At 41.2% G+C, this 13512-nt stretch carries 7 protein-coding genes; all 7 read left to right on the plus strand.

The window, feature by feature from the left end; genetic code table 11:
- The first annotated feature begins 192 nt into the window (after positions 1-192).
- The 7 genes from mutL (at position 193) to Cabys_RS10240 (ending at position 13488) form a co-directional block, all read left to right on the plus strand.
- A complete protein-coding gene (gene mutL, locus Cabys_RS10210) occupies positions 193-2019 on the plus strand; it encodes a DNA mismatch repair endonuclease MutL (protein WP_006930291.1) in 1827 nt (608 codons plus the stop codon).
- 2 nt (positions 2020-2021) lie between these two features.
- Entirely contained in the window at positions 2022-2939 is a 918-nt protein-coding gene (miaA, locus tag Cabys_RS10215; protein WP_006930292.1) for a tRNA (adenosine(37)-N6)-dimethylallyltransferase MiaA, read from the plus strand.
- A 537-nt stretch (positions 2940-3476) separates the two neighbouring features.
- Complete coding sequence (locus Cabys_RS10220) at positions 3477-5279, plus strand: FG-GAP repeat domain-containing protein (RefSeq protein ID WP_006930293.1); 1803 nt, start codon at positions 3477-3479, stop codon at positions 5277-5279.
- Between the two features lie 280 nt (positions 5280-5559).
- Entirely contained in the window at positions 5560-8409 is a 2850-nt protein-coding gene (locus Cabys_RS10225) for a TonB-dependent receptor (RefSeq protein WP_006930294.1), read from the plus strand.
- Positions 8410-8423: 14 nt separating this feature from the next.
- Positions 8424-11216: a fibronectin type III domain-containing protein gene (locus Cabys_RS10230; RefSeq protein WP_006930295.1), complete on the plus strand. Its 2793-nt coding sequence runs from the start codon at positions 8424-8426 to the stop codon at positions 11214-11216.
- 12 nt (positions 11217-11228) lie between these two features.
- Positions 11229-12251, plus strand: a complete 1023-nt coding sequence (locus Cabys_RS10235; protein WP_006930296.1) for a PorV/PorQ family protein — start codon at positions 11229-11231, stop codon at positions 12249-12251.
- 76 nt (positions 12252-12327) lie between these two features.
- Complete coding sequence (locus tag Cabys_RS10240; protein WP_006930297.1) at positions 12328-13488, plus strand: M20 metallopeptidase family protein; 1161 nt, start codon at positions 12328-12330, stop codon at positions 13486-13488.
- The last annotated feature ends 24 nt before the right edge of the window (positions 13489-13512 follow it).

Genomic DNA, 13512 nt, shown 5'->3' on the forward strand with positions numbered 1-13512 from the left:
GAAACGGATAAACACGGATTAGTTATTAAAACACTATCAGTGTAAATCCTTAATCAAAATAACTGTACACAGCTACATTTAATTCAGAAAAAAATTCATCATGCAAATCGATTAAAACCACTTCGACGGTTAGTTTTCTTTTTTCACAAGGCAATTTTTTTTATATTCAACAAAACAAAAACGTGGAAAGTTATGACAGCAAAATCAAATAAAATTCAAATACTTCCGGAAAATCTGGCCAACAAAATCGCCGCGGGCGAAGTGGTAGAGCGTCCGGCTTCGGTGGTAAAAGAACTCATCGAAAACGCCATCGACGCAGAAGCAACGGCCATTCGCATCTTTATTGAAGAGGGCGGCAAGAAACTGATTCAGGTAATTGACAACGGCATTGGAATGAGCGAAGAAGACCTGCCCCTGGCCTTTGAGCGCCACGCCACCAGCAAAATTCGTTCGCAGGACGACCTGGATCGTATTGAAACGCTCGGCTTTCGCGGCGAAGCCCTGCCGAGCATTGCTTCGGTTTCGCAGGTGGAGGTTAAAACGCGTCGCGCCGAAGACAAAATGGGCACCATTTTTATCTTGAACGGCGGTAAAGAGGGGCGCATAAAAAAAACGGCGGCCAATGTTGGAACGAGCGTCAGCATTCGCAATCTATTTTTCAACACACCGGCCCGTCGCCAGTTTTTGCGCTCGGTAAACGCCGAAGTGCAGCAAATCCTGAACGTGGTAAAACGTTTTTTCCTGGCCTATCCGAACATCGCCTTTGAACTAACCATTGACGGTCGCGAAATCTACAATTTAAAACAAAGCGACATAGGCGAGCGCGTCAAACAGGTTTTGGGCGCCAGCATCTTTCGCGGGCTGCTCAAAGTTTCAGCCAGCCTGGGCGGCATTGAATTGCACGGCTTTGTCAGTCGACCGGATGTGGTGCGCAAGTCGCGCGGCATGCAGTTTTTGTTTTTAAACGGCCGCCCCATCCAGGACCGCGCTTTGAACCATGCCATTTATCAGGCTTACGGCAACCTAATCGGCAGCGGCGAATATCCCATCTACTGCCTGTACTTGGAAATGGATGCGGGGCTGGTGGATGTAAACGTCCACCCCACCAAAATGGAAGTGCGTTTTTCTAATGAAAGAAGCATTTACTATTTTGTGATCAGCACCGTGCGCAAAGTTTTGAGCGACGAAGGAGTCATCCCTGAATTTTCCACCACGCCCGAAGGCAGCGCCTTAAAACAGGTTATCGATAAAGCCGATGAGCCGCGGCAAATTATTAAAGAGATGCGCCACAAAAAGCGCTACATGGGCCGCTACGGCGCGGGCGCGCAGTTGAGCCTGACTTATTTTGAGGCGGAAACGCCATCTGACCAGAGCGGTAAAACCGACAAAAACGAAACGCAAAATGAGATGCTTCCTCCTTCGCCCGGTACGCAGTCCCCTTTTGCCGGCGACGTTCAGTTCTGGCAGCTGCATAATCGCTACATCATTTCAGAGATCAAAAGCGGCATGGTGATCATCGATCAGCATGTGGCGCACGAACGCATCATCTTTGAACGAATTCTAAAAGTCTTGCAAAAAGAGGGACTGGGCGCCGGCCAGAAATTACTCTTCCCACAAAAACTCACCTTGAATTACGATGACTTCATGGTTTTTAAAGAGATCCATGAAGTTCTGAACAAAATTGGCTTCAGCATTAAGGTATTCAGCGGAACGACCATTGTGATAGAAGCCATGCCCGCCGACGTAAAAGTCGGCCGCGAATCGCAAATACTGCTGGATATTATCGATTACTACAGGAACGAACCGCTGCACGATTTTGACCATCTGCACAAAGTAGCCGCGGCCTACGCCTGTAAAAACGCCGTTAAATCGGGCGAAAAACTGACTCAGGCCGAAATGCAAAACCTGGTGGATCAGCTTTTCGCCTGCGAAACACCCTTCTTTTGCCCCCACGGGCGGCCGGTCATTGTGACCATCGACCTGGAAGAACTGGATCGCAAATTTAAACGGATCACGTAAGCATGAAGCGCGTTGTTCATTTTATCGTCGGGCCTACGGCCATCGGCAAAACCTTTCTTTCAGCGCTGCTTGCAGAAAAAATAAAGGTAGAAATTATCTCGGCCGATTCGCGTCAGATTTACCGTTTTATGGATATAGGAACGGCCAAGCCGGAAGCGGAGTTTCGGCGGCGGGTTACCCACCATTTTATCGATATCTGCGATCCGGATGAATACTACAGCGCCGGGCTTTTCGGAAAGGATGCCCGAGCAGCGATTCAGGATATCTTTGTCAGAGGAAGCGTCCCGCTGGTGGTTGGCGGCTCCGGTTTTTACATTAAAGCGCTGGTTGACGGCATTTTTGAACTGGATGCTAAAGATGAAAAAATTCGACAGCAGCTCAATGAACGTCTTGAACGTGATGGTTTAAGAGCGCTGTACGACGATTTAAAAAAGATCGATCCTGTTTACGCCGCCAAAATCAGCCCGAATGATCGGCAGCGCATTTTACGCAGCCTGGAAGTGTATTTTGTAACCGGCAAACCGTTTTCTTACTTCCATCAACAAAAACCGGAAGCGGCGGATTTTAAGCCCGCTTTCTGGGGGCTGGATATGGAGCGCAAGGCCCTTTATCAGCGCATCAATGAACGCGTGGACCAGATGCTGGCAGAAGGACTGATCGATGAAGTTAAAACGCTGCTGGGAAAAGGTTACAGCCCACAATTAAATGCTCTGAAAACCGTTGGCTACAAAGAAACCATCGCCTATCTTCAGAATCGGTTATCTTATGAAGAGATGGTGGAACAGATTAAACGCAATACGCGGCGCTACGCCAAACGGCAGCTCACCTGGTTTCGCGCCGATCAACGCATCCAATGGACGCGCGTTGATTCGCCAGAGACGTTCAGGGAATTAGCGAAAAAAATCGCGGATGCTTTATAATGGTCCTAACTGGTTTTGATATGGTATGATAATTACTTCTCAGGCCATTTTTCTGCATAACTGCAAAATAATGTATTTCTCACTTTGTTAGAACACATCAATATAAAAACTTTATTTTAAGTTTGAGAATAAGAACGATTAGAAATAGTTTAATTTTATTTATGACTACACTCTAAAAAGGTATTATTATCGAATTCCATTAAATGGGACTATTATGATTTAAATTACATAAAATATATTCGTGTCCTTCGTGAAATTCGTGGTTTATATACTGAACTCATTTATGTTCGAAGATTTTTTACCCCAAAAATTCAGATACATTCATGGCATTTTATCTAATTCTTTGTTATGTAAAAAATCCTCCTTTGTACTCAACGAAATAATATTCACATAGTGTATCAAATAAAATTTTAAGCATAAATTTTAAATACATTTAAACTATTGTAATAATTAAATCGACTAAAAAATAAAAACTTCTTGACATTTAAAATATCTCTTATTATTTTTAAAAAAAGATTATAAAAATAAGTTAAATAAATGATTTTATTTAAAATTTTTATTAATCACCTGCGAAAACTTTCCTTTTTATTTATTTATAACCAACCAAATACCAACAAACTTACAGGGGGTCTTATGAACAAATTATTTACCATTCTAACTCTATCCATTCTTATGTTAGCGTTTGCCTTTCCAGCATTTGCCCAGAACGGCGAAATTATTGCAGATGGCTATGCAAAGATTTTTGAGCGAAATGCTTTCGAAAATGCAACGCACTGGCCAATTGTAGCCGATGAAGTACATGCTGGCTTCGATCTGGACAAAGATCAGAATCTTGAATTTATTGTGGTAGCGGATAACTCATGTCCTAACGGACCAAGTGGCGCTGGCTGGGGAGATGGACATTCCCTTTTTATTTATGAATGGAATCCGACTTCAGGTAATTTTGAATTGATGTGGAGCTGGGCAGATACCAGCCTAAAAACAGGAGGCGCAAGCTTTCCGACAATGGCCGTAACCGATCTTGATGGGGATGGCGATCAAGAAATTACATTAGGCATGCCAAGCGGCAGCGACTACCCCGCTCCGGATGTAAGCCCTACCGTTATTTATATTTTTGAGTTTGGGCAGAATACCTATCCAACAGAACCAACAGCCATCTGGACGGCAGAATCTGGCCCCGGCTCTAATACACGTCCATCTGCCATGGCTGCTGACGATATTGATGGCGACGGTGTAGAAGAAGTGGCCGTTGCTTTCAGGGCCTTTAGTGATGCCAGTACTAATGATGCATTGATGATATTCTCTTTAGACGGCGGGTTTGCCGGTGAGTTTACACAGTTTAAAATTGAAATGATTGATACCACTGGTGATTGGGGAAGCGTTTATTCTGCAGATATTACCGATATTGACAACGACGGAAATTTGGAAGCCTATTTCTCGACTGACAACCATACTTTTTACGAGGCCACTGGCGCTGATCAATATCAATTATATTATATGGATACTCCCACTCTGGACGCTTGGACGATTCAGGCGGTGGTGCAGGCAGACGTTGATGGCGATGGAACGAATGAATTACTGTGGGGACATACCTCTGGCGCTTTAAGAATGTTGCGTGGCGTAGCGGATCTGGCATCGATGAATTCTTCGAATGAGGTAGAAATAGCTATGGTGAACCCAGCCGGTTGCCGAGGACTTACTGCTGGAGATTATGACGGCGACGGTAAGGTTGATATATTTATGGGTGGCAACTATTCAGGCGCTGTTGACCGAATTGAATATAATGGTAGCGGCGACATTGCGGACTCTGCAAGTTATACTTATGAGCGCGTTTTTCAGGATACCATACCCAGCGGCGGTACAAGAGTTTATTCGGTCTCCTTCCCCGGCGATAATTTCTGTATTAAACAAGGGGGAACGACAAGCAATGATTTAAACGGAAATGGAGAACCTGAGCTCTTAATTGCTTACGAAGATGGTGATTCCTTGCAAAACTGGATTGTAATGATTGAAGGAAATGGCGTAACAGGATTTGAACTGAATCCCGGTCAAAAGGTTCTTAAAACATATACTTTAAAACAAAACTATCCTAATCCATTTAATCCAAGCACAACGATTTCATTTACGATACCTTCTACAGAAAAAATAACATTAAAAATTTACGATATGATGGGAAGAGAAGTAAAAACCTTAATCAACGAAATAATGCCTTCTGGGACGCACGTAGTTACCTGGGACGGTACTGATAACAAAGGTACTCCTATGGCAAGCGGCGTATATTTGTATATTTTAAAAGCCGGGAACCATACACTTTCTAAAAAGATGACATTAATGAAATAAACTTTTATTCAATTAAAAAAGGGAGAATCTTTCTCCCTTTTTTTTTAAAAAATTGGTGATTTTACTCTAATTAAATTAGGCGGAAAGCCTGTATTCCCCATAAAATTGAATTGGCAGCGAATAAAGTAGATTATGAAGGTTTTATTCAGAAGTAAAATTAAAACAATTAGATCTATAATCATAGAAAATTTCCATTTTAGGTAGACTAAAAAAGACCAAATGCTTTGTCCGATGAAACAAAGCTTAAAAAATCATTTTAAATTTTCTGGAGGAGTAATTCATGCATAAAAAGTTAATCAGAATACTCTTTCTTATAATTGCGCTCGCAGGCTATCTTTTTTCGGGTACAACCGGAAAGATAGCAGGAAGAGTCGTTGATAAAAATACCGGCGAACCTCTATCTGGTTGTAATATAATAATAAAAGGTACACAAATGGGGGGCGCAACAGATATTGATGGCTATTATGTCATACTCAATATCCCTCCTGGAGTATATACGTTACAAGCTATTTATGTTGGGTATGTTACACAAGAGATTCAAAATGTAACTGTAAAAGTCGATTTAACCACCAAAATAAACTTCAAGCTATCTGAAGCAAGTTTTGAAGGGGAAGAAATTATAGTTATTGCAGAAAGACCACTCATACAACAAGATGCTACAGCTACGGCATCTGTAGTTGGAGCAAAAGAGATAGAGATGGCCCCTATAGAATCCTTCGAACAAATTGCGCAAACCAAGGCGGGAGTTAACGTTGGCCCCGAAGGTTCATTGCACTTTAGAGGCGGTCGTAGTAGCGAAGTTGCCTATATTATTGATGGAATTACCGTTACAGATGCCATCCATGGCGGCACATCAGCTATAGATATTTCAACCAATGCCATTCAGGAATTATCATTAATTACCGGGTCATTTAGCGCAGAATATGGGCAGGCCATGTCAGGAATCGTAAACATTGTTACCAAAGAGGGGGGCAATAACTTTAGTGGGAATCTTTCCTTTCAAACCGGCGATATTGTTACCAGTTCTTCAAATAGTAAATATTTTCTTTCGGAAATTAATAATATCGATCCCTTTAATACCTCTGAAATAGAGGCCAGCCTATCTGGCCCTATCTTAAGGAACAGGCTATCATTTAATGTTTCAGCGAGATATTTCGATGACAAAGGATATCTTTACGGACAACGAATTCACACCCCTACCGATATCGCAGATTCCATACAAACGGGAGATGGCGCCTTTGTCTCCCTTAATTCAAACAAAAAATATAATATTCAAAACAAATTAAAATGGAAAGTTACGAATTCAATAAATTTTTATTTAACGACCATTTACGAAAACCGGAAATATCAGGAGTACAATCATACGCGCAGTAAAGTACCTGACGGCATTCCATGGCAATATAAAACGGCTTTGCAATTTATAGGAAAAATAACTCATCAATTCTCCAAATTTGCCTATTATTCCGTTGCTTTAGGTTATCTGGATAAAGACTACAAACGCTATCTTGACAAAGACATTTATTCCCTTAAATATGTCTGGAATGGTTACAGCGCGGGACAATATTTTTATCCAGGAGGTACCGATAATTTTAGACAATTTAGTAATCAAAAACAATATACGATTAAATTTGACTTAACTTCACAATTGTTTAAGAATCATGAAATAAAAACAGGAGTTGAATTAAAACGTCTCTCTTTATTCAATCATTCCTATTACCTTAGTGTAGATCGTCGAGCAGAGCCATTTGTGGATTCCAATAACAATGGTGTTTGGGATGTTGGCGAGCCATTTACGGATATTGACCGCAACGGTAACTGGAATGATGCTCGTGACGATAATGGAGATGGAATCCCTGGCAATACCATCATTTTAGAGGGATACACAAATGACAAATGGAATCGTAAGCCTACCGAATTTGCCTTTTATATTCAGGATAAAATGGAATTTAAAGACATGGTTGTAAACCTGGGTATTCGGTTCGATTACTTTGATCCCAATGGTCGGGTATTACGTGACCCAACCGATCCCGATATCACGAACCCTATTAAAAATGAAAATATCTGGAAAGATTACGGTACAGACGGGATTCCCAACACCAATGATCCGGATGGCACCGAAAACAATGGGATTAAAGATCCTGGCGAGCCTGAAGTGACGCTTGCGGAACGGCAAACCTACTGGTACAAAAAAGCCGATCCTACGTATCAAATAAGTCCCAGGATCGCTTTTGCCTTCCCCATTTCTTCCAACGGGAAATTATTTTTCTCTTATGGCCATTTTTTCCAGCTTCCGCCTTACACCTATTTATACCAGGATTATGAAAACAAGGTTAAGCCAGGATTGATTCAAACAAGTATGGGAAATCCAGGGCTAAAACCACAAAAAACGATTAGTTACGAAATAGGTGTTGAGCAACAAATAACGCGGGATATGGTTGCTTTTTTTAAAATTTATCAACGTGATATGCGAAATATCATAGGACAGGACATTGTTATTTTACCTAATACAGATGCTTATGGTATCTTTGTAAATCGGGATTATGGTCGCGTAAGAGGCATTAATTTTAGTTTGGAAAAACGTTTTACTTCTTTCTTTTCGGCCGCTATCGATTACACCTATCAGATTGCGGAAGGCAACGAATCCAACCCCACCCAACGCGTTAGAAATTATCGATTAAAAATAGAGAATTTGAAAAAAATTGTTCCTTTAGATTGGGATCAACCTCACACTTTGCGACTCAATGGAAGTATAGGTCAGCCGAATAACTGGATGATTAGTATGATCGGCCGCATAGAATCGGGCTATCCTTACACTCCCCAGGGAGCTAATGAAATTGTAAGAATTGCAGAAGAAAATAGCGCCCGGAAAATTCCCATCATTAATTTCGATTTATATGCAAAAAAATCCTTTGCAATTAACATGGGTAATAATAGTTTTATCTTTTCTGTTTATGGTAAAATATACAACTTATTTGATCGTCTAAATGAAAAATACGTTTGGGATGCTACAGGAAGAGCTACTTACGGTTTAGGTTTATATGGTGGAGAATTTGACCCAGACTGGCAAAGACGCCCCCATTGGTTTTATAAACCGCGTCAAATTTTTCTCGGAATTGAGTATAGCTTTTAATTTGGGAGGAATTCATGAAGCTCAGCATAAAAATTTTCAACATGTTTTCATATGTGTTGATCTATCTTATCTTAACATGCTTAAATATTCAAAGTTTTGCGCAAACCCCGCCTAAAAAAATGAAATATTGGACCCAGGAGGAGTGGGATAAGTGGGAAAAATGGAATCACCGTGTTCAGTTGCTTAAATCAACAGGGGCGGCAGATCGACGTGAAGGGGTTATGGATGGGAATAAGATACGTACTGTTTTTTATAATTATGGATCAGTTGGTCGCCCCAATACAGAACCTTCTATTGAATGGCCAAAAGAAAGCGGACACGGATACGCTTATGAATTTGGGCCAATCATTGGCGCATTAGTGGTAGACATACATGGCGATACCATTCCCATAATTTCGGAGGCGCTCATTGATGGCGGAGATCGTTCTCCCAGCGGAAAAGTTTGGGGTTGGCAACCTTTGCCTCAATACTTAAACACTAATTCGCCAACTCCTGCAATGAGTAACAATCCTGATTCATGGCCGCTCACAGTCTCCACAACCAATCCATTTTTCAATCCTGATTTTACTTCAGACCTTGACAAATTTTTATGGCCCGGGATTGATGGCCTCGGTAAAATTTCTGCAGACCTCGAAGCGTTTTGGGTGATGGATGATCGAGATAACGATGAATTCGAATATTATCCTTTTATAAATGATTCCTCGCGTCGAGGCCTTGGAATTCAATTAAATTGTCGGTTAATGCAATTTTCCGCATCACTCGCCGAAGATATCATCTTTTATATAATTGAAATTGAAAATGTAAGCGATAAACGGTTGGATAAAGTGGTTGCCGGCATGTTCGGTGATCCACATATTGGCGGCCCTGGCGACTTTAGCGATGATTATGCAGGGTTTGATAAAGATTATAATATGGTCTATTCTTACGATAAGCCAGGCTCAAGTAATGACTATGGCATACCTTATGAAGAATTAGGATGGCTTGGTTTTAAGTTTCTTGAGAGTCCAAAAGATTCGCTTGGAAATCAACTGGGTTTAACCAGTATGGCTGCTCCTATATATGGCACTGCCGGCGGTACGCCTGCTTTTGATGATGTGATGTGGGATTTACTTAAACCCGGAACATTTACAGACATCGCTCAAGAAAAAGACAACGTATTCCTTTTTGGAAGTGGTTATTTTTCTCTCGATCCTGGAGAAAAGGTGAGATTCTCAATAGCAATTATTATGGGCAAAGGCCGGGACGATCTGTATTCGAATGCTGATATTGCACAAGAGATTTATGATTTAAATTATAAGTTTACCAAGGCTCCGGATCCTCCCATTGTAACGGCCGTGCCTGGCGATGGCGAGGTTACCCTGTATTGGGATACAAGTTCTGAACAATCTTTTGATGAGTTTTTCCAGGCATACGACTTTCAAGGCTACAAAATATATAAAAGTACAGATAAAGGACAAACCTGGGGACCTATAATTACAGATGCCTTTGGTAAGGAGATTGGGTTTAAACCTCTTGCTCAGTTTGACAAGATTGATGATGTGAGCGGTTTATTCCCATATGATAAAGATGGTGTGAAGTTTTATTTAGGTAATAATTCTGGCTTAGTTCATACTTTTACGGATAAAAACGTCATTAATGGAGTAACTTATTATTATGCTGTTACTGCGTATGATTCTGGATATCCCTCTAAAGGTGTTTTGCCAGTCGAATCGGGTAAATTTCCAGGACAGAACATGGTGAGTGTAATGCCCACACCAAGAGTTCCTGGATTCGAAAATGCACAGGTAAACGTTAATCACATTGAAGGTATTTCTACCGCTACGCTTAAATTTAATGTGCTGGATCCACAAAAAATAGTTAATAATACTTATGATATAATAGTAAATGCCGGGGAAAATATAACCACCTCTGTTTCTATTATTAATGCTGCTACCGGCGATACTGTTATAAACAATTTTAATCAATTAAATGGCCAACCGATTCTGTTCGATGGATTAATCGGTTTTATTTATGATGAACCAGGAATTTTTATTGTCGATTCTTTATCTGGATGGCTTGAAAATAGTAAAAGCAACTTAAGTTTAGATATTAGCCTTTATAGCGGCGGAGTACGCATACCCAAGGATATGGAGGTCCGGTTTTTCTCTTACGTAGCGGATACCTCTGTGCTTGTCAGTCCAAAGCCTATAAATTTTCAAGTATGGAACGTTACCGATAATGAACAAATGGAAGTTATATTTTTTGACAGGAATGGCAACGATATTGTGGATATCGGCGATCGCCTTGTTCCTATCATTTATGTAAATGATAGGCCGAAAGGTGTTTGGCAGGTTGCTTTTAATGCTCCGGCTGGACAGGATACCATTTTACCGCAACCCGGTGATATTATTAAAATCTTTGTCTCAAAACCTTTTACTAACGATGATTCATATCAACTTCAAACCTTGGCAAGTACGGTAAATAAAGAGAAAGCAAAAAAAGATTTTCTGCAAAATGTTGCCGTTATTCCTAATCCTTATATTGTAACATCAAGCTTTGAAGTAGCGCCGCCAACAGTATTTAGCGCAGGGCGTGGAGAACGTCGTGTCTATTTTACCAATTTACCGCCAAAGTGCACCATTCGGATTTACACTCTAAATGGGGAATTAATACGTGAAATTCACCATGAAAGCACTTTATTCAACAGCATGGAGCCCTGGGATTTGCTCTCAGAAGAAGGGCTTGAGATTTCTTATGGGATTTATATCTATCACGTTGATGCCGGTGAATATGGTAAAAAAATTGGCAAACTTGCAATTATTAAATAGGTGGGAGTCGCTATGAATGTTATAAAATATATTATCGTAATCCTGCTTTCATTTTTTATATTAAAAATAAGCGTGGCAGGAGAAATTACAAAAAAGGGTACCACTGCAGCCCAGTTTTTAAAAATTGGGATAGGCGCCCGAGCTTCTGCTATGGGTGAAAGTCATGTTGCTGACGTTAATGATGTTTCTGCTATTTTCTGGAATCCGGCCGGTATGGCACGCATTTCAAACAATGAACTTATGTTGATCCGTACAAACTGGCTGGCCGATATTAAATATGACTTTGCTGGTATTGTTGTGCCCATGCAAAATTTGGGTACGTTCGGTTTATTTTATGCTGGCCTAACCATGGGAGATATGATCGTACGAACCGAATATGAACCCGAAGGCACCGGCGAATTATTTTCAGCAAGTAGTATTGCAATGGGAATTAGCTACGCCCGCAATATGACCGAACGTTTTGCCTTTGGAGTTACTGCCAAATATGTTCACGAACAAATCTGGCATGAAACCGCCTCTACGGTTGCTTTTGATCTCGGTATTACCTACCAAACTACCCTTCCCAGGCTCAGGTTGGGTATGGCCATCTCCAATTATGGCGGCAAGATGAGAATGGACGGTAAAGACCTTCTCACCTTTAAAGACGTTGATCCAAACTTAAAAGGAAATAACGAAAATATCATCGCAAAATTAAACACTGAAAAATTTGACCTCCCCATAAGCTTTCGAGTTGGATTCGCTTATGATGTTATTAAATCTGATTTCCATACCGTTATATTTAGTATCGATGGCGTCTCGCCCAATGATTTTAATGAATATCTCAACATTGGTGCTGAATATGGTTTGCGAAAATCCGTCTTTTTAAGAGCAGGATATAAAGGAATCGGCGTACAGGATTTTGAAGGCGGGTTGTCTCTGGGAGGCGGTATCCATTATAAAATACACGGCGCCTTTAATCTAATCCTCGATTATGCCTATGTGGACTATGGCAGATTAAATAATGTTCAACGCTTCTCAATTGCCATTGATTTTTAATTATAAAGAAAAAGGCTGTCTTTTAATGGCAGCCTTTTCTTATTAATTTTCACTGTACAATTCAATTGGATAGAATATGATTAATTCCGAAAATCTTTACCAGTTATGGCAATATCTTCACCAAAATCCGGAGTTATCCTTTAAAGAACATCATACCACGCAATTTATTGCCAGAACGTTGAAAAACTGGGGAATCACCTTTCGGCGCTTTAAAAACCTGGAGACTGGCGGCTATGCAGACGTGGGCTCCGGCGGCCCTGTGGTTGCCTACAGAGCGGAGATCGACGCCCTGCCCATTGAAGAGAATCCGGCCCATTCCGTTATTTCCCACAACCGCGGTGTAATGCACGCCTGTGGACATGACTATCATACGACGATCGGCCTCGGTCTATTAAAATATTTCTCCGAAAAACCGCAAAAAACGGGCGGCAGATTACGCGTCATATTTCAGCCTGGCGAAGAAGCGGCTCCAGGCGGCGCTGAAAAAGTATTGGCGGAAAACATCTGGCAGGATGTGAAGGGCATTTTAACCGTTCACACCCAGCCTCAGACGCCCGTTGGTACTTTTTCATTGTTCAGGGGAGCGGTGCAGGCTTCCTCAACCTCGGTTAAAATTTTACTCAAAGGCCCTGGCGGACATACGTCCAGACCTTTTGAATCCGTGGATTTAATCAACGTTGCAGGCCAATACATTACTCAATTACAATCGTATGTGAAACAAAAAACAGATGTCAGGGATGCTGTGGCCTTTGCTTTCGGCTCCATTAACGGCGGCGAAACACACAATATCATCCCGGATAAAATATTTTTATGGGGAACTTTACGGACTCTTGACAACGAAGTTCTGGCCAGATGCCTCAAGCATATCCAACATTTTTCCAGCTCCTTTGCAAAATTGTTTGATATTCAGATAGACGTTCAATTTCCCACCATCTGCCCGGCAGTTATTAATGATGCAAACCTTGTGCGTAAATTCTATGATTTTATGCAAGAACAAAATCTGGAACAACAGATACAAATGCCCGAAAAACCTTCGATGGGCTCCGATGATTTCTCTTTTTATTTAAAAAAAGCGCCGGGCTTGTACCTTATTATGGGCGGCGGCGGAAAGGGAGCCCTGCACAGTCCAGACCTGGAAATGGATCAGGCTTTAATTGATTCCGCCCTCGAGGTATTATCGGGCTTTATTTCCTATTTATTTAAAGAAACACCGATTAAGACAGAGAAAAAAACATGAGCAGACTCCGAATCGTCGTCACGG

This window comes from Caldithrix abyssi DSM 13497 (assembly GCF_001886815.1).
Lineage (GTDB): Bacteria > Calditrichota > Calditrichia > Calditrichales > Calditrichaceae > Caldithrix > Caldithrix abyssi.

Bases quoted from the DNA above. Each gene is read 5' to 3' on its own strand.
- mutL (WP_006930291.1), top strand. From the start codon at position 193: ATGACAGCAAAATCAAATAAAATTCAAATACTTCCGGAAAATCTGGCC.
- miaA (WP_006930292.1), top strand. From the start codon at position 2,022: ATGAAGCGCGTTGTTCATTTTATCGTCGGGCCTACGGCCATCGGCAAA.
- Cabys_RS10240 (WP_006930297.1), top strand. From the start codon at position 12,328: ATGATTAATTCCGAAAATCTTTACCAGTTATGGCAATATCTTCACCAA.
- Cabys_RS10235 (WP_006930296.1), top strand. From the start codon at position 11,229: ATGAATGTTATAAAATATATTATCGTAATCCTGCTTTCATTTTTTATA.
- Cabys_RS10225 (WP_006930294.1), top strand. From the start codon at position 5,560: ATGCATAAAAAGTTAATCAGAATACTCTTTCTTATAATTGCGCTCGCA.
- Cabys_RS10220 (WP_006930293.1), top strand. From the start codon at position 3,477: ATGATTTTATTTAAAATTTTTATTAATCACCTGCGAAAACTTTCCTTT.
- Cabys_RS10230 (WP_006930295.1), top strand. From the start codon at position 8,424: ATGAAGCTCAGCATAAAAATTTTCAACATGTTTTCATATGTGTTGATC.